An 18,021-nucleotide genomic window follows, 5' to 3' on the forward strand; every position below is an offset into this window, starting at 1 on the left:
TACCCTAAACAAAAAAAGAAACACCAGACATTGATTCTAGTGTTCCTTTTTTTTGAGCACAATTTTTCTAAATCACTACTTTTTTAGTCCTGCACGAAACTTCTTATAATCTTTCGCCGTATCTTCCACCGCTTCTACCATCGGCACGTGACCCACTTCCGACATCATGATGACCTGTGCTTGTGGCATCAGCTCGCTCATTATTTTAGCAGTCTCAGGTTTTATGACCTTGTCCTCTTCTCCCCAAACGATTAGCGTCGGGATGTTGTATTGAGCGACAACTTTGGCGCGTGCCTCTACATTGTCTTCGATGATCTGCTTGAGTATCTTAGTATTTAGCGCCCGATTGGCGATGCTTTCTTGTGCAAAGACCGCTTGCACGCTTTTGGGAACATAAGGCGGCTTGTACATGACCGTCTTATACATCGCAAAATACTCTTCAGTGTTGTCAATCAATAACGGGCTATTATCAAGGTCTGATGCTTTGAACTCTCGTTGCGTCTCGGCTGACCAAAATCCGCCACTGTCCAATAACCATAGGCTTTTGACACTATTAGGATACATCGCTGCATAGGCGACACTGATAGCACCGCCCATCGAGTTGCCCCCGACGTGAATAGCGGATGCCAACCCTTTGGCTTGTAGTAGTTCGTGCAGGCGCTTTGCTTGAGCATCTGCGCGGTAGTCTCCCTCTGATGGCTTGCTAGAGTTACCAAAACCTAGTAGATCAGGGACAATCAGATGATAATCTCCTAATTTATCGGCGATACGGGTAAAGTTGTCTTTATTACCACCAAAACCATGAATCAATAGTAAAGGCTCGCCAGCTAAGTTGCCGCCCTCTAGATAAGTCATCTGCTCGCCAGATGCCAACGTCATAGCTTTGGTCTCAAGATCTGATTTATTGCGCTCATACTGTACGAGCTTTTGGGTCGTGGCGACGGTAAAACTATTGGGCGTCGTACATCCCACGACAGAAAGAGTCAGTAGAGCAGCTAAACTCGTGCGCAGTAATGTCATTGAAACATCCTCGTTTATGGTTGGCAAAACATCTTGAATACTTAATCTTAGCATAAGCCCATTTATGGCAAATTGGTTTATGATTACGCGCAAGTCAATGTTTTTACGACAACGAGGATATTAAGGTATCTACTTTATTCAATCGACAATGTTCTATGCAATTGATAGTGTTTTAAATAAGCGAATAGATGAAATGCGTTAGTCTTCATCCAGCAAAAATGCTACCGCTGCTGCCGCATGAATGGCAGTAGTATCAAACACTGGTATTGGGCTATCGTCTTGTTTAATCAGCAAGCCAATCTCAGTACAGCCTAATATCACGCCTTCTGCCCCTTGTGCGGCTAAATCTTTAATGACTTGGCTATAATACTGACGCGAGCTGTCTTTAAATTGACCGACGCATAGCTCTTTTTTGATAATTCGATGTACCTCCGCGCGCTCATCACTTTCAGGGATAAACACTTGCAAACCTGCATCGATTAAACGCTGTTTATAAAAATCTTGGGTCATCGTAAACTGCGTACCTAATAATGCGATTTTAGTTAGATTCTGCTTTTTGATAGCGTCAGTCGTCGCATCAGCGATATGAATCACGGGTACACTGGTCACGGCTTGCACGTCATCAATCAATTTGTGCATCGTATTAGAAGCAATCATTATCCCGTCTACGCCAGCGGCTTGTAAACGCTGAGCACTACTGGCCATTATTACACCCAGTTCAGCCCATTCATCTTGCTCTTGGAGCTCATTAATGGGGCCAAAGTCTACGCTATGTATGAGCAAATCTGCTGAATGTAATCCGCCCAGCTTATCCTTTATCCCTTCATTAATCAGACGATAATAGCTCTCGGTACTCTCCCAACTCATACCGCCGATGATCCCTAATGTTTTTTGTTGAGAGTGTCGTTGCTTTTGAGCGGTCATGATATTCTCCTAGCTGTTTTTTATTTTACTTATCGTAGCAAAATCGACTGCCTAAATTGATATTTCTTTAAGAACATAGTCATTATTATTAAGATATAACAAAGCTTATGATTGATAATAATCGTTTTCTCAATAGCTTTACACGCTATATCATAGCCTCTAATAGAATGTCGCTAATAAAATTTAGAATAATGCTTTACTCAACCTTTTACCGAACTATAAAGTCATGCTGGTATTATTATTTGAGCGTGGTTTTTCATGTAGGACAACCGAATACTATGGCCAACTTTCCCACTATTAGAATACGCACGCGCCGTAAGTACTACCGACTTATCTTTACGGGTTTGATGGCGATGATGATGTCGCTCATTATCTCGACGGCATTGATATTGGTCAAGGTAGGCTTTATCGATGGTTTCTTTATGGAGCTACTGCACTCGTGGGGACTGGCCTTTGTTTTTGCGTGGCCCAGCGCTTATATCTGTGCCTACCTAGTGCAAGAGCATGTGTTGAGTAAAATTGAGTTTTATTAAGTTAAACGAGCAAGATGAATTTTAAACTTAAGTCCACCCCTACCATATAAAAACAGCTAAGATAAGCCACACCGTTTTTATATAGAGGGCGCTATGACTCAATCAAGGCGTACAATCGAGCAGTTGCTCAACCAAGGTACACTTCCTACAGAAAAGGCAGATACCGCAGCCCTACTTTTAGACGCTTATCCCAGCAAGCGCACTTGGCTGCAATTTTTTGATAAAGCGCTTTTGATTGTCGGTGGGATAGCGTTGGTACTTTCGCTGGTTTTCTTTATCGCCTACAACTGGCTATACATGGGCAAAATGGGTAAATTCGCCTTAGTCGAAGGCGCTTTGGCCATTACTATCGCGCTTTATGTAGCGCTGTCTTTTCGTCAGCGCTTTGCCTTTATTCGCCAACTATTATTGCTCATCGCTAGTATTATTACGGGTAGTTTATTGGCGCTATTTGGGCAGGTCTATCAGACCGGTGCGGATACGTGGCAGCTGTTCTTTGGCTGGGCAGTATTAATCTTGCCGTGGGTCATCATCGCCCGTTTCCCTGCGCTGTGGCTGCTGTGGCTTGGGCTCATTAATACTGTCACTTTGTTTTATATCGATACGTCATTGTTTTTTGGCATAGATTACTATTACCAAGACTTTTGGCAATTCACCTTAATCACAGTTATTAATGTTATCGCTTTTTATTTATGGCTGATCTGCTTTGAAGACAAACGTGATTCAGGGCTTTCTAATTTAAAGACATCTAATTTAAAGACGTCTAATTTAAGCCTTTCTGATTTGAGCCTTTCTAGCGTTACTGCTGATATTGCTATCAATAGCAAATCCAATTCTTCAACCACTCTCCATACTGCCGCCAAATCCAGCCTACATTGGAGTACCTATGTCGTCGGTCTACTCAGTACGTATACCATCACTTATCTGACGATAAGCACTTTTTTTGATAATAAAAATATTCTGCTGTTCTTAGTCGCGGTTTCCTTGTGGCTAGGTTGGTGTGTATTTATGCATTGGCGTTTCCGCAAGCGTACGACTGATTTGCTGATGTTGACTTACTTGTCAGGCTCAGTGATTGCGGTTGTTGTCTTTATTTTAGGCAAAGCACTGCTGAGTGATTTTGACGCTGGCGGTTTCTTATTATTAGGGCTGGTACTGATCGGTATGAGCTCCTATGCCGTCGTCTGGCTACGCAAAGTTGCACGTCTTAAAAACGAGAACAATTTACCCCATACCACCGTTAAAGGGGAGCAATTATGACCAATGATATGAACGATGAGCAACGTCGTCGCCTTTTGCTATTACAGCAACACGGATTTATTAACGAGCAAAATGGGAACGATAGCTTGTTAAACCAAACTGAATCTGAAGAGCATACTCCTTGGTTTATCAACGTCCTTTTTGGTTTTAGTGGGATATTTGCCAGTTTATTATTCATTGGATTTTTGACGTTAATATTATTTGAGACTGAGATTTTTGACAGTATCATTGGAGTATTGGTTACTGGCGGCATATTGAGCGCTATTGGCTGGTCTTTATTTTATAACGCGCATTTACGTCATAGCCCATTTTGGAACAGCTTAGCCTTTGCGATTACTATCGCTGGTCAAGGTTATATCGCCTTTGCCTTATTGACTAACGAGATTGAACAGCCCGTAAATGTAGTCATCTTGCTACTTATACAGCTGTTTATGACGATCGTCATGCCCAATTTTATTTACCGCCTATTAAGCGCTATGGTAGCGCTGGGCTGTGTAATCTATCTACTCAAATTCTATCACCTGCCCGAGTTAAGCTTAGGGCTACTGGCACTTATGACTGCCGTTGCCAACTTACAACGCTATTCAATATTACAGCGCATTTCTGTTAAATGGCGGTTGGCTGCCTTTGCTATTAGCAAAGCGCTCTCCTATGCCAGCGCTTTGGTGTTGCTCAGCGTTTCGGTCTATTTTATCACGGCTGAATATGGAGGCAGTTTTGATAGCCTTGATAGTTATGGCGATACCTTTAGCTACAACTACTATCTCGCACAAGGTTTGCTAACGCTCGCCAGCCTTTATGCTGCTTTGCTTATCCTTAAACGCTATTCAGTCAAACGGCTGTCAGCGGCAGGAGTCATCATCGCTTTTGCCATCGTTATATTAGGTGCTATGTCAATCTATGTCTCAGGATTACTCGCGACCAGCCTTATCATCGTCATCGCGATTGCCAATAGCCAGCGGGTGCTATTAGGGCTTGGCATAGTGGCGTTGGTGAGCTATGTCTTTTGGTATTATTATCAGCTTGATACGTCCTTGCTATTGAAGTCCGCTTCGATGCTCACCATTGGTATCGGCTTATTACTGATGCGCTGGCTGCTGATTAAACGTTATTTTGGGATTAGCAAAGGGATTAGCAAAGGGGGTGGTGAAGCATTGGTGGCTAACGAGAAGGAGCGCTTGTCATGAATAAAAAAAATGATTCATTGCTAGGGCAAAAGTCTGTAGCCAAGCCGCTACCATGGTGGCAAAAGCGTACATTCACCATCAGCGTTGCGCTACTGGGTTTGATTATAATATTAGCCATAATGACCATTAATGTCGCAAAGTTTGAGACCCATTTGGCTACTGGTGATACCGTGCTATTAGAGCTTGCGCCCATTGATCCGCGCGGCTTTATGCAAGGCGATTATATGACCTTAAGCTATGCGTTAGAGCGTGATGTGTTTGACCAATTAAACGAGAGACTTCCAGAAAACGAATACTATATTAAAGCTAGTGAAGGCTATGTCATCGTCACTTTAGATGAAAATAACGTCGGTACATTCAGCCGTTTAGTCGATACTAAGCCTAACCATCTAGCATCGAATGAAATGGCGCTTCATTATCGCGTGCGCAATAACAAATTGAAGCTGGCGACCAACGCTTTCTTCTTTCAAGAAGGTCACGCTGAGGCGTTTGAGATGGCAGAGTATGGATTGTTTCGCGTGAATGATAAGGGCGAGCCGCTACTCACAGATATGGTTGATGGAGTGTTTAAAGTGATTGAGCCTGAAGTTAAGAGTGTTGAAAATGAGGCAATACAAAATAATCCTAAAAGTTAGGGTGTGTTGAACATTCAAATAAGAGTAAGCAACAACATCACTTAACCAAAGTAATATTGAGGTACTTAAGCATCCCTTGTTACTGTAGATCTTGGCTTATGACTAGGGCGCATCCTCATTTTTAATATGAGGACATGCCCTAGCAGCCATGACCAATCCCTATACATAATCAAAAAATATAGTTGATTCAACATAATTTGGATACAAGAAAGGCGAGTGAAAGTACTACAAGTAGTAGACTAAGCGAGCCTGACGCTGTATCTGATTTATATAGGATTGACTACACTCAAAAATAAATAAAGGAATACCTTATGCGTAGTGCAACTTATAACGAATTTGGCAAACCAACAGAAGTCCTCAGTTTAGGCGACAGTCCTACTCCAGAACCCAAAGCCAATGAGGTACGTGTCAAAACCACCCTCGCCTCCATTCACAACCATGACCTGCTCACTATTCGCGGTCAGTACGGCTTCAAGCCAGAATTGCCAGCGATTGGTGGCTCTGAGGCAGTTGGTATCATCGATGCGGTTGGCAGTGAAGTCAAAGGCTTAAAAGTCGGGCAGCGTGTGGCAGCAGCGAGCGTACAAGCGACGTGGGCGGAATACTTCGTAGCGTCAGCCGATATGATATTTCCTGTACCCGACAGTCTGAACGATGAGATGGCCGCGCAACTTATCGCGATGCCACTCAGCGCTCTAATGATGATCGAATTCCTAGAATTACAACCGGGTCAATGGGTCATCCATAACGCTGCTAATGGCGCAGTCGGCAAGTCGCTTGCGATGCTGGCAGCGGCGCGCGGTATCAAAACCATTAACGTGGTGCGCAGTAGTGACGCAATAAAAGAATTAGAAGCGTTGGGGATCAAAAACAATATCAACACCTCAGATGAAGACTGGCAGGATCAAGTCCGTCATATCGTCGGTGATGAAGCCATCAGTGCAGCGGTTGATTCCGTCGGCGGTGAGAACAGTGGCGAGCTATTATCCTTGCTAGGTCATTATGGTACTTTGGCCTCTTTTGGTCTGATGTCAGGTAAGCCCATGGCCATCAATCCTACTGATATGATTTTTAAACAAGCCATAATGAAAGGCTTTTGGGGCAGCAAGCTCAGCCAAGAGATGAGCGTGAAGCATAAGCAGCGTCTAGTAAATGAGCTCATTGAACGGGCGGTCGATGGCAAATTAAAGCTACCTGTTGAGGCCACTTTTGATTTGGCTGATATCACCAAAGCGGTCGATGGCGAATTGCAGTCGGGTAAAAAAGGTAAAGTACTGCTAAAGCCTTAAACTGTCGTTAACTTGTCATTTAGCCAGCCTTACTTTTATTGATAATGGCAGCGTTCTTTACAGTGAGAGCGCTGTCATTTTTTATGACAGTTTTTTATAGCTTACCGCTTATAACTTACCTAGTAGTATATTGATAAACAGCGGGCAACGTTCATTTACCAAAGTCAGGTTGCGGGTATCAAGCCCTACTTGTTAAGGTTGATGAGTGATTAATCACCATCATTTAAAGATTAATAATTAACGATAGCTATCTAACAATAAAAAAGGATATAAGTATGCGCAGCGTAACCTACAACGAATTTGGCAAACCGTCAGACGTACTAACGATCACTGACAGCCCAATGCCAGTGCCAAAAGAAAACGAAGTCCGTATCAAGACTATTTTATCCTCCATCCATAACCACGACCTCATCACTATCCAAGGCCAATATGGCACCAAGCCAAAACTGCCCGCTCTTGCTGGTAGCGAAGCCGTGGGTACTATTGATGCTATCGGCACTAGCGTCAAAGGTATGCAAGCGGGTCAACGTGTGGTGGTCACCGGTGTCGAAGGCACATGGGCCGAGTACTTCACCTCGCCTGCCAGCAGCGTCATCCCTATACCGGACGCCATCGATGATGAAATGGCCGCGCAGCTTATTGCCATGCCGATGAGCGCCTTGATGCTCATTGAGTTTTTAGAACTAGAAAAAGGTCAATGGGTCATTCAAAACGCCGCTAATGGCGCAGTTGGTGAATCGCTTGCGATGTTGGCAGCTGAGCGCGGTATCAATACCATCAACGTCGTGCGTAGTAAAGAGTCAGCAAACGAGCTGACCGAGATTGGTATCACCGAAAACAACGTGGTGAGCGATGATGACGACTGGAAAGATCAAGTCCGTCAACTTATCGGCGATGCAAAAATAAGCGGTGCGGTCGACTCTGTCGGCGGTCAGTCTGGTGGTGACTTACTAAGCTTGCTCGGTCATGGCGGCATCATAGCAGCAGTGGGTGCGATGTCTGGTCAGCCACTCGCGCTCAATCCGACTCATCTCATCTTTAAGCAAGCGACACTCAAAGGATTTTGGGGCGGTGCGATGATGCAAAAGATGGATGCAGATAATAAAAGCCGTTTAATAAAAGAGCTTATCGAGCGCGCCGCTAGCGGTAAGTTAAAGCTACCAACAGGCGGCATTTATACGCTGGACAATATTAACGAAGCGGTATCTGGTAAGGTACAATCTGGCAAAAAAGGCAAAGTATTGATTAAGCCTTAAGCTACTCGTTTAAGAGATTCGTTTAAAATACATTTAATATAAAAGCAATAAAATAGGAATAATATAATGTCTAATAATAAAACCTTTAAAGCCTTGGTCGTTCACGAGGCCAGCGATGGCAAATTTGACAAAAGCATTCAAACCCGTAACGTCAGCGATTTACCTGAGAACGATCTGCTGATCGAAGTCCATTACTCTTCGTTAAATTTCAAAGATGCGATGTCAGCATCAGGTAATAAAAGAATCACTAAAAACTATCCACACACTCCTGGTATCGATGCGGCAGGCGTCGTGGTCAGTGATAAGTCTGGCACATTTAAAGAGGGGCAAGAAGTCGTGGTCTTTGGCTATGATCTCGGCATGAATACCGATGGTGGCTTGGGGCAAATGATTTCTATCCCTGCCGATTGGGCACTTCCCTGCCCGTCGTCGCTCACATTAAAAGAAGCGATGATTTACGGTACGGGCGGCCTAACCGCAGCATTAAGTGTGCAAAAGTTAGAAAAAATGGGCGCAAAACCAAGCGATGGCCCAGTCGCTGTTACAGGTGCGACGGGCGGCGTGGGCAGCATCAGTATTGCTATCTTGAAGCAGTTAGGCTACGAGGTCATTGCATTCTCAGGTAAGCCAGAGCAAAGCGAGCATTTAAAAGAGCTTGGCGCAAGCGAAGTACGTCATCGCGATACCATCAATGAAATCGGTAGCAAACCTATTGGTCGTGAACTGTGGGCAAATGCTATCGATACGATAGGCGGCGACTATTTATCCAACTTGCTCAAGCAGACCAAAGCGGGCGGCGCGGTGACTAGCTGTGGTTTGGCGGGTGGCGCTGAGTTTTCGATGACGGTCATGCCGTTTATCACTCGTGCAGTATCCCTACTCGGTATCGATTCGGTCTATATTCCACTGGCGGATAAAAAGGCTATTTGGGAGCGTGTTTCATCCGATATGAAACTGCCTGATCTCGAAAAGTATGCTGAAGAGATTACGCTTGAGCAAACACCTGAATACTTAGATCGCTTTATGGCGAGCAAGACAGTTGGGCGTTATGTGGTGAATGTGAAGGGTTAAATTTTTAGCTTAGCAGTTAAATATTATAAAAAAGGCAGCATCTCTTTTGAGGTGCTGCCTTTTATTTAACTTCTTGAGTCCACTTTACTTAATACACTACTTTAGATTGTTTTCTTAAACCACTTACTGCATTAGCTATATCTTGTTCAGCTCCATCATTGCTCCACTCTTTCCAGAATTGTATAGTTGCGCTATCAGGCTTAATACTAGGTTCATCAATTAGTATTCTTGTAGGTAAGAGTAAGCAGTCGCCAACTACTAAAGCTTCGCCTATATCAAGAATTGGTAATATATCGGTTAATCCAGAAAGATTTTCTGGTAATAATCTCTTAATAACCGCTTGATCTTCAGCATTAGAAAGTCTTAAAGAGATAAAGTTATTACACTGACTTAAAACTGTTCTGTTAACTTCTGATGGTCTTTGACTGATTACTACGAGACTTATACCATACTTCCTACCCTCTTTAGCGATTCGTTCAAAAGTTCTTAATCCTAACTCAGAAGCTGAATCTTGATTTATTCTTTCAGGGATATACAAATGGGCTTCATCACATAGTAAGCTAATAGGATGTCTTTTATCACTTGTCGTCCACTGCTGAACAGTGAAAATCAACCTCGCTACTAAGCCTATTACTAAAGGTAAAATATCTGAAGGTACTTCAGAAAAATCAATTACTTTTATACCACAGTTTTTATCATTTAATTTTGAGCCACACATTAACAAATTACATAGCCTATTAAGCCATTCAATTTCCAACTCCTCTTCTACAATCTTAAATAAAAACCCGTGTCTTTTATCTTGGATTTTAGCTTCTAATCTTTGAATAAACCTTGTTAGCTTTCCATAGAATGGACCTTGTTTGCCCTTTGCTCCACTACCTGCAACCATCTCCGTATCTAAATCTTTAATTATACTTAGAACATTACTTAATGAATACGGTATTGGGCTGTCAATAGTTATATGGCCTTTAAATTCAGTATCTCCAATACTATCTAAATATGCTTCTTTTGCTTCAAATACAGTTTTCGAAAAGATCATCGCTTGGTTAGGTGCATTGCTATCGCTTCTATCAAGGAGCATAGCTAGCATTTCTTCATAAGTTAACAACCAATATGGAAGCATTAAAATATTATTTAAAAGATTATCTTTTTTCCCTAGGTCTTCAGGATTGGCAATCTTAATATGTTGAATTCCATCAGCTTTGAAATCCTTACCACTGTACTCTCCGTGAATATCAAAGAGTAAAGCATTAGCCATTGGCAGTTTAGCTGTTTGCTCAATTAATTTTGCCACGCACCAAGATTTACCAGAACCCGTACTTCCTACGATAACAGCATGTCTTTGGAAAAATTTATTGCCATCTAAAAAAGCTTCAGCATTCTCATCTATAGTATATTTACCTAATGAAAGCGGATTATTATAATTTTCATGTGAAGAAATTACCTTCATAAACTCTGTAATATTATCTCCAATTATAGGAAAACAACTCGCATCAATCTCAGGTACTGTATCTAGTGTTCGTTTAAAAACATTTTTCTTCAGACCGTATTTATCAAGCAGTGTGCCTATAAGATTTACTTTGAGTATATTTTCAGTCAAAAAATATGTGGGCTCATCATTATCTTCACTAGGCACTATTTCATCTGTCGATTTTCTCGTTATTCTGTTTATTATTCCAATAAGATGTTGGCCAGCCTTTGAACTTTTAACTGCTACTAAGTGGTTTACCTGAAGTCTACGCAGTTTCTCTATCTCATCCACTCTAATAATTACTGTCGCAGTATCAACACTGTGAACACTACCAATCGATAGCCCATCTTCAAAATTAAAAATCGACATGAAATTTACCTTATATTAACGTTAAGAACTCACTAAGTTCCCAGTAGCTTGAATTATCTTCTATATACTCACCATAATATGAAGAAATAAATCTCGTTGCGGACTCTCCTTCTTGTTCAACTAAAACGTAGTTTTTACAATTATTATTTATGATTGCTTGCTTAGTCTGGTCGGTCAATTTTTTTGTGATTACGATAATAGGCTTTCCGTTCCTTATCTGATCAATTAGATTCGGTTGTACATGTACATCATTAAAACCGTAACCAATACATAAATAACCTTCAGCTGCTTTTATTTCCTCATCTGCCATAGTAAAAATAGTTCTATACGGTTCACTGTGAGTATGTAAATACTTACTATTTCCTGGAGTTACAATTGATGGGCTAAATCCGTCAGGTATACACCTTCTTAAAGGTAATTGAACATTATCATCATTGGTTGTTTTGAACCAATCTAGTGATCCGTGTACCTTTAAAATATTAACCTGTCCGTTAAACCCTCTAAGCTTATTTAATTGATTATTTCTGATTTTTTCAGAAAAATATCCTATGTGATTTTGCGTATATCCGTTGTATATAAAAGCTTTTGCTAAACTTGAAGCATATTCTGCGATTCTATCGTAATTCGTAGTAATTATTGATAACTTACTATTTGCAGTGTTTAAGTAATGTTTGATTAACCTTGAAAGTGGAACATCGTTAGTTGAACAAATAATGTAATCATAAGCTATTAAGTCTGCTTCATTTATAAATGACCAAGTTGCATTAACAATTTTGGACACTACTTCCGCATTAGGATTAGCCTCAGTAAGAGCTCTTTCTAAATCATTTGTTTCATCAAATTTTCTTTTAAAGTCTTCGAACGAGTCTTTGTTGATATCTTCACTGAAATGAATTGTATTTATCAAGTGATCCCCAAGCACCCACATTGAAGGTAGCTTATATGGAACAGAAGCTCCACTACCAAGTACAACAAGTGGTACAGTGTTTGTCCATTTCTGAATCTGTTTTAACAAAGGTTCATTAGTCATCTTGATATCTCATTTATGCAAACCAAGTATTAATACAATCGAATAGTACAGTTTAGGAAAGCATATTTGCAAACTAATTTTTACTTACTGAATCTTAACCAAAAAAAACACCCAACCAAGTTGAGTGCTTTTTCTATCTATACTGAGCTAATCAGATTTTTAGTTTGATGTTATTCCCACTCAATCGTCGCAGGCGGCTTACTCGAAACATCATAAGTCACACGTGATACTTCAGCGATTTCATTCATAATGCGGTTTGATACCGTCTCGATCAAATCATACGGCAGATGCGCAAAGCGAGCCGTCATAAAGTCTACAGTCTCAACCGCACGTAGCGCGATTACCCAAGCATAGCGGCGACCATCACCGACCACACCGACCGATTTGATTGGTTGGAATACGGCAAATGCTTGTGCAGTCTTGTCATACCAGCCTGATTTTTCTAACTCAGCCATAAATATCGCATCAGCTTGACGCAAGATATCCGCATATTCTTTGGTCACTTCACCAAGGATACGCACGCCCAAACCTGGACCAGGGAAAGGATGGCGATAGACCATTTTGGCTGGTAGACCCAAAGTAACACCCAGTTTACGCACTTCATCTTTAAACAAATCACGTAATGGCTCAATCAGCTTAAATGCCAAGTCATCTGGCAAACCACCAACGTTATGATGGCTCTTAATCACATGTGCTTTGCCTTGATGCGATTTGGCAGATTCGATCACGTCAGGATAAATCGTACCCTGCGCCAAGAACTCAACGACTTTACCATCGCTCTGCTCGCTCACTTGACGCGCGCTCTCAGCAAATACGTCAATAAAGGTTTTGCCAATGATTTTGCGTTTGGCTTCTGGATCAGACTCGCCTGCTAGGGCGTTTAAGAATAAATCTTCTGCATCAACACGGATGACTTTAACGCCCATGTTTTCTGCAAAGATTTGCATCACTTGGTCGCCTTCGTTCAAACGCAGCAAGCCGTTGTCTACAAATACACAGGTAAGCTGATCGCCGATGGCTTTGTGCAATAACGCTGCGACCACTGAGCTATCGACACCGCCTGATAGACCTAGCAATACTTGCTTGTCACCGATTTGCTCTTTTAACTGTGCAATACGCATATCAGCGATATTATCTGGCGTCCAATCGCCTGCACAGTCGCAGATTTGATGCACGAAACGACCAAGCAGCGCTTGACCTTGTAGAGTATGCGTCACTTCTGGATGAAACTGTAGACCATAATATTGCTTGTCGTCATTGGCCATAATCGCAATCGGACAGCTTGGCGTACTGGCGACGATATCGAAGCCTTGTGGTGCTTCAATCACTTTATCACCATGACTCATCCAAACATTGAGCGTGCCAGCCGCATCTTCGATACCATCGATCAAGGTCGAGGTACCATTGATGTTGATCGTCGCTGCACCAAACTCATGGATATCACTGGCATGAACCTGCCCGCCAAAACGATCTGCCATCGCTTGCATACCGTAGCAAATACCCAGTACTGGTACGCCCAAATCAAACACCGCATCGTTGATACGCGGGCTATTCTCTGCGTGTACGCTCTCAGGGCCACCCGATAGGATGACGCCTTTGGCACCAAAATCAGTAATTCGCTGAGTGTCGATATCGAAAGGTAGCATCTCACAAAACACCCCAGAATCGCGCACACGGCGGGCGATAAGCTGGCTGTACTGCGAGCCAAAATCGAGGATAAGAATGCGATCTTGCTTGATAGTCGGTATTGCAGAAGTGGCAGCGGCAGTGGTCATAAATCGATGTCCATCAATAAATAAATTGGTGCCCTATTTTAACAAGTTTACGCCCTCTATTGGCTATTAGATGCGTAATTGTTCGCGATTATTGATGGTTATCGATAATTATTAGTGAATATTGATGATTATTCACCAAAGACGATAAATTTTTATTATACAAATGACGAGTACCTATAAAAGTTTTGTTTATATTGTGATATGCTCGAATGATAAGCAGTTTGGCTTTAATGCGATAGATTTAGTATCGTTAGCTCACACTCATTACCAGACATTGGGCGGTCGCTAAACTGGCTCTAATAATTAACACCAGATCTCAATCCAAACCTAAATAAAAGTGATAGTCGGTTCAGGATAATTTGGATACAAGGAAGACGAGTGAAGTGTCTACAGGATAGTAGACTGAGCGCGCCTGACCTCGCATCCGATTTATATAGGATTTGACTATATAATAAATCGAAAGGCTAACTCTCTATGAGCAAAATCAAATCCCTTATCCGTAAAAGTCCTAAATCTGACCAGTCTGAACCTATCGCCGTAAATTCTGATAATAAAAATATCGATAACATCAATGTAGATAGCGTCTCAAAAGATAATACCTCCTTAAATACCCCCATCGAGCAAACGCGATGGAATGGTTGGGGCAATGTCAGTATCAATAAAAAAGTCTCGCCACATGGCGCAAAATTGATCAAATCACACATCGGTAAAACCAATAAGCTAAAATCTGTGAGCTTGCAACAAGTGCTCAAAACTGTGCCCAAATCGCGCTTGCCTACTGCCCTTACCGATCTTGATACGGTGTCGGTCGATCAAGAGGTCAGGCTCAGACACGCGCGTGGGCAAAGCTTCCCCGATTGGATCGCTATGCATGGTGGCGACTTTGAAGTCTTCCCTGATGGTGTCGCTTTCCCTGAATCGACTGATGATGTCGAGCAATTACTTAAATTAGCTCAAGAGCATGATCTTATCGTCATTCCGTTTGGCGGCGGTACTTCAGTCGTCGGTCATATCAATCCACAAAAAGGCTCGCGTGCCGTATTAACTATCGCCATGAGCAAGATGGATCAGCTGATTGACTTAGATACCGAGAGTCAAATCGCGACTTTTGGTGCGGGTACGCAAGGGCCTGCGGTTGAGGCACAATTGGACGAGCACGGTTACCGTTTAGGACATTATCCTCAGTCTTGGGAGCTGTCAACCCTTGGCGGTTGGATCGCCGCGCGCTCTAGTGGTCAGCAGTCGTTGGGCTACGGGCGTATCGAGCAGATGTTTGCGGGCGGTACGCTAGTTACCCCACAAGGTGTGCTAAATATCGCTGATATTCCGGCGTCATCGGCAGGGCCTGATTTGCGTGAGATGATGATGGGCACCGAAGGTCGTGTTGGCATCTTTACGACAGTCAAAATGCGCGTACAGTCACAACCAGAAGAAGAGCTATTCAAAGTTGCTTTTTTACCCAATTGGGCAGCAGGTAAAGCCGTACTAAAACAAGCCGTGCAAAGTAACATTCGCCTGTCTATGCTACGCCTGAGCAATGCGGTCGAGACTGACGCGCACTTGCATCTGGGCACTACGCCTAGTCAATTCTTGGCTATTAGCACTTATCTAAAAGCGCGCGGACTCAGCTCAGATAAAGTCATGCTGACTTATGGCGTCTCAGGTGACAAAGCACAGAATAAATTGGCACTTACCCAGTTTAAAAAACTACTAAAGCAGCACGGTAGTGTCACTGGTAAGCTGACCGATATCATGGGCAATATCTGGGCACATGGACGTTTTAAGTTTCCTTATTTGCGTGGTACGTTGTGGGAAAAAGGCATCATGGTCGATACCTTTGAAACCGCGACCAACTGGATTAATATCGATGAGCAAATGGCGCAGATGCAGGATGCGGTGAAAACTTCGCTCGCGGATGAAGGCGAAGAAGTGATGGCCTTTACTCATATCTCGCACGTTTATAAGCAAGGTGCCAGTCTTTATACCACTTACTTTTTTAGAGCGGCAAAAGATCACGCTGCTACCTTAAAACGCTGGCAAAAAATCAAACATGCCGCCAGTGTTAGTTTGGCTAATGGTACAGCCACGATATCGCATCAGCATGGCGTTGGTCGTGATCACGCCCCTTATCTTGGCGCTGAAAAAGGCGCGCTTGGCCTACAAGTCACCAGTGATATGATTAAAAGCTTAGACCCTGAACAACGTATGAATCCGGGCGTTTTACTTGCAGAGTGATTGCTTAAAAAGAGGAACGATAAGTGCTATAGCAATATTTTTTACGCAGCCTCTGTCTGGCGAAGCGCACAGCACGCAGCACGCAGCACGCAGCACGCAAGAAAAAATTATTGCTGTAGCACACCGTAATCATGACGCTTTTTTGTTTAAAACTGCCTATGTCATATCAATGGATAACTAAGATGAATCATCTATGAACCAAACCAAACAACGCCAACAAGCTTTAGCCGCTCTATCACGTTCAGAACCTTGGGATATGCTCATTATTGGCGGCGGTATTACTGGTGCTGGGATTGCCCGCGAAGCAGCACGGCGCGGCTTGGCGGTATTACTTATCGAGCAAAAAGACTTTGCTTGGGGCACGTCCAGCCGCTCTAGTAAAATGGTACATGGTGGGCTGCGCTACATCGCATCAGGCGACTATAAGACCACTTTGCTTAGCGTGCGTGAACGTGAGCGCATGCTGAGTGAGGCTGGCGGCTTGGTCAACGAGATGCATTTCGTTATGCCGCATTATAAAGGCAAGTTTCCACCGCCATGGATATTTAATACTTTGCTTCGTGTCTACGATAAGCTGGCAGGTAAGCGCTATTTTACCTACTTTAAAAAGGACGCTTTTTTGCGTCTGAATCCTCATATCAAGCAAAATAATTTTTTGGGTGCCAGTCAGTTTAGTGATGCGGTGACCGATGACTCGCGACTCGTGATGCGCGTGCTAGACGAAGCGATACATGACGGTGCGCAGGCGATTAACTACTTAAAAGCTGAGTCGTTACTCACTAATGAGCAGGGCTTAGTAATAGGTGCAGCGCTAAAAGATACCGCTGATTCAGATTCTATAACTGCTAACAACGCTCAGACTTATAACGTTCATGCCAAAGTCGTGGTCAGTGCGACGGGCGCTTGGGCGGATAACTTACGGATGCAAGCCAGCCAACAAACCGAGCAAACCTTTAATAAGCAAATTCGTCCGTCTCGCGGCAGTCACTTGGTGGTTAGCCAAGAGCGTTTACCGCTTACGCAAGCCTATACCTTTTTGCACCCTGTCGATAAAAGAGCAGTGTTTGTCTTTCCTTGGGAGAACCGCACCGTCCTTGGCACCACCGATTTAGATCATCCGCCATTAGGCGATGAAGAGGTCGGCATCACCAGCGAAGAGGTGGATTATCTGTTGACCGCGACCAACGATCTCTTTGATGACGTCAACCTAAACCAAGAGGATGTGATCAGCACTTGGGCAGGCGTGCGTCCGCTGATATCAGAAGGCGGCGATGGTAAGCGCGTCAGTCCGAGCAAAGAAAAACGCGACCATAGCGTGTGGCTAGATAACAACCTAGTGACCGTCAGCGGTGGTAAGCTCACGACCTTTCGCCTCATTGCGCTTGATGTCCTTAAAAAGTGTCAAGAAGTGCTCGCCCTTGATGAATCAGTTATTCAAAACAACAACCTAGACAGCGATCAAGTTTTTAGTAATCAAATCCCAACCAATCCTAAATTTGCGGCTTTACCAAAACCTTTACAACAGCGCTTACAAGGGTTCTATGGCAGGCAACTTGACAGCTTGCTTGAACTCGCCCACGACGAAGATTTAGCTTACGTCACCGATAGCAATACCATTTGGGCGGAGATTCGATTTGCCGCGTATTATGAGCAAGTGATTCATTTAGATGACTTACTATTGCGGCGTACGCGCTTAGGTTTGATACTACCGCACGGCGCGATGACGCCATTGATTAGCGCCAGATTGAAGCAAATCTGCCAAGAGGAGCTGGGATGGGATGAGCAAAGGTGGCAGCAAGAAGCAGAGCGTTATCAACAATTATGGCAGCGTTATTATCATCTGCCTGCGGCTTAATATTCTCAATTAACTTAACATTCGAAGTCAGTGCTACTGGAATACCTGCTTTTAAAACAAAAGTTACGCAGCCTCTGTCAGCGCCAAAGCAGATAAGACACAGCACGCAAG

Annotated in this window: 14 protein-coding genes; 9 read left to right on the forward strand and 5 right to left on the reverse strand. The window is 43.2% G+C overall.

Going from position 1 to position 18,021, the window contains the following annotated elements; genetic code table 11:
* Positions 1–75 precede the first annotated feature (75 nt).
* Together J5X94_RS08730 and J5X94_RS08735 are read right to left on the reverse strand one after the other, a co-directional pair.
* Positions 76–1,020, reverse strand: coding sequence for an alpha/beta fold hydrolase (locus tag J5X94_RS08730; protein WP_210540977.1), 945 nt, complete (start codon positions 1,018–1,020; stop codon positions 76–78).
* Positions 1,021–1,218: 198 nt separating this feature from the next.
* Positions 1,219–1,944 carry an aspartate/glutamate racemase family protein gene (locus tag J5X94_RS08735; RefSeq protein ID WP_194620544.1) on the reverse strand — a complete coding sequence of 242 codons (726 nt, stop codon included), beginning with the start codon at positions 1,942–1,944 and terminating at the stop codon, positions 1,219–1,221.
* A gap of 278 nt (positions 1,945–2,222) precedes the next feature.
* On the opposite strand from J5X94_RS08735, the gene J5X94_RS08740 reads away from it, so the two are divergent.
* The 7 genes from J5X94_RS08740 (at position 2,223) to J5X94_RS08770 (ending at position 9,175) form a co-directional block, all read left to right on the forward strand.
* Entirely contained in the window at positions 2,223–2,477 is a 255-nt protein-coding gene (locus J5X94_RS08740; RefSeq protein WP_010197607.1) for a DUF2798 domain-containing protein, read from the forward strand.
* A gap of 93 nt (positions 2,478–2,570) precedes the next feature.
* On the forward strand, positions 2,571–3,737 hold the full coding sequence (locus J5X94_RS08745; RefSeq protein WP_210540978.1) for a DUF2157 domain-containing protein: 1,167 nt from the start codon (positions 2,571–2,573) through the stop codon (positions 3,735–3,737).
* Positions 3,734–4,924, forward strand: coding sequence for a DUF4401 domain-containing protein (locus J5X94_RS08750; RefSeq protein WP_210540979.1), 1,191 nt, complete (start codon positions 3,734–3,736; stop codon positions 4,922–4,924). The genes J5X94_RS08745 and J5X94_RS08750 overlap by 4 nt, the downstream gene beginning before the upstream one ends.
* Positions 4,921–5,559 (forward strand): GDYXXLXY domain-containing protein, encoded by a 639-nt coding sequence (locus J5X94_RS08755; RefSeq protein WP_210540980.1) that lies wholly within the window; start codon positions 4,921–4,923, stop codon positions 5,557–5,559. The genes J5X94_RS08750 and J5X94_RS08755 overlap by 4 nt, the downstream gene beginning before the upstream one ends.
* Positions 5,560–5,870: 311 nt before the next feature.
* Positions 5,871–6,848: a zinc-binding dehydrogenase gene (locus tag J5X94_RS08760; RefSeq protein ID WP_210540981.1), complete on the forward strand. Its 978-nt coding sequence runs from the start codon at positions 5,871–5,873 to the stop codon at positions 6,846–6,848.
* 275 nt (positions 6,849–7,123) lie between these two features.
* On the forward strand, positions 7,124–8,104 hold the full coding sequence (locus J5X94_RS08765) for a zinc-binding dehydrogenase (RefSeq protein ID WP_210540982.1): 981 nt from the start codon (positions 7,124–7,126) through the stop codon (positions 8,102–8,104).
* Between the two features lie 66 nt (positions 8,105–8,170).
* Complete coding sequence (locus J5X94_RS08770) at positions 8,171–9,175, forward strand: YhdH/YhfP family quinone oxidoreductase (RefSeq protein WP_210540983.1); 1,005 nt, start codon at positions 8,171–8,173, stop codon at positions 9,173–9,175.
* Positions 9,176–9,263: 88 nt separating this feature from the next.
* On the opposite strand, the gene J5X94_RS08775 is transcribed toward J5X94_RS08770, so the two are convergent.
* The 3 genes from J5X94_RS08775 to guaA all read right to left on the reverse strand — a co-directional run bounded on the left by J5X94_RS08775 (position 9,264) and on the right by guaA (position 13,820).
* Positions 9,264–11,015 carry an ATP-binding protein gene (locus J5X94_RS08775; RefSeq protein WP_210540984.1) on the reverse strand — a complete coding sequence of 584 codons (1,752 nt, stop codon included), beginning with the start codon at positions 11,013–11,015 and terminating at the stop codon, positions 9,264–9,266.
* A 10-nt stretch (positions 11,016–11,025) separates the two neighbouring features.
* Positions 11,026–12,045, reverse strand: coding sequence for an SIR2 family protein (locus tag J5X94_RS08780; RefSeq protein ID WP_210540985.1), 1,020 nt, complete (start codon positions 12,043–12,045; stop codon positions 11,026–11,028).
* Between the two features lie 170 nt (positions 12,046–12,215).
* Positions 12,216–13,820, reverse strand: a complete 1,605-nt coding sequence (gene guaA / locus J5X94_RS08785; protein WP_210540986.1) for a glutamine-hydrolyzing GMP synthase — start codon at positions 13,818–13,820, stop codon at positions 12,216–12,218.
* A 474-nt stretch (positions 13,821–14,294) separates the two neighbouring features.
* Between guaA and J5X94_RS08790 the strand changes: the two genes are divergently transcribed.
* Both J5X94_RS08790 and J5X94_RS08795 read left to right on the forward strand, forming a co-directional pair.
* Complete coding sequence (locus J5X94_RS08790) at positions 14,295–16,055, forward strand: FAD-binding oxidoreductase (RefSeq protein WP_210540987.1); 1,761 nt, start codon at positions 14,295–14,297, stop codon at positions 16,053–16,055.
* Positions 16,056–16,248: 193 nt separating this feature from the next.
* Positions 16,249–17,910, forward strand: a complete 1,662-nt coding sequence (locus J5X94_RS08795; RefSeq protein ID WP_210540988.1) for a glycerol-3-phosphate dehydrogenase/oxidase — start codon at positions 16,249–16,251, stop codon at positions 17,908–17,910.
* The last annotated feature ends 111 nt before the right edge of the window (positions 17,911–18,021 follow it).

The sequence above is a fragment of the Psychrobacter sp. K31L genome (assembly GCF_017942195.1).
Lineage (GTDB): Bacteria > Pseudomonadota > Gammaproteobacteria > Pseudomonadales > Moraxellaceae > Psychrobacter > Psychrobacter glaciei.

Coding starts and splice junctions, on each gene's coding strand:
- J5X94_RS08730 (WP_210540977.1), bottom strand. CDS start 1,020: ATGACATTACTGCGCACGAGTTTAGCTGCTCTACTGACTCTTTCTGTC.
- J5X94_RS08735 (WP_194620544.1), bottom strand. CDS start 1,944: ATGACCGCTCAAAAGCAACGACACTCTCAACAAAAAACATTAGGGATC.
- J5X94_RS08740 (WP_010197607.1), top strand. CDS start 2,223: ATGGCCAACTTTCCCACTATTAGAATACGCACGCGCCGTAAGTACTAC.
- J5X94_RS08745 (WP_210540978.1), top strand. CDS start 2,571: ATGACTCAATCAAGGCGTACAATCGAGCAGTTGCTCAACCAAGGTACA.
- J5X94_RS08750 (WP_210540979.1), top strand. CDS start 3,734: ATGACCAATGATATGAACGATGAGCAACGTCGTCGCCTTTTGCTATTA.
- J5X94_RS08755 (WP_210540980.1), top strand. CDS start 4,921: ATGAATAAAAAAAATGATTCATTGCTAGGGCAAAAGTCTGTAGCCAAG.
- J5X94_RS08760 (WP_210540981.1), top strand. CDS start 5,871: ATGCGTAGTGCAACTTATAACGAATTTGGCAAACCAACAGAAGTCCTC.
- J5X94_RS08765 (WP_210540982.1), top strand. CDS start 7,124: ATGCGCAGCGTAACCTACAACGAATTTGGCAAACCGTCAGACGTACTA.
- J5X94_RS08770 (WP_210540983.1), top strand. CDS start 8,171: ATGTCTAATAATAAAACCTTTAAAGCCTTGGTCGTTCACGAGGCCAGC.
- J5X94_RS08775 (WP_210540984.1), bottom strand. CDS start 11,015: ATGTCGATTTTTAATTTTGAAGATGGGCTATCGATTGGTAGTGTTCAC.
- J5X94_RS08780 (WP_210540985.1), bottom strand. CDS start 12,045: ATGACTAATGAACCTTTGTTAAAACAGATTCAGAAATGGACAAACACT.
- guaA (WP_210540986.1), bottom strand. CDS start 13,820: ATGACCACTGCCGCTGCCACTTCTGCAATACCGACTATCAAGCAAGAT.
- J5X94_RS08790 (WP_210540987.1), top strand. CDS start 14,295: ATGAGCAAAATCAAATCCCTTATCCGTAAAAGTCCTAAATCTGACCAG.
- J5X94_RS08795 (WP_210540988.1), top strand. CDS start 16,249: ATGAACCAAACCAAACAACGCCAACAAGCTTTAGCCGCTCTATCACGT.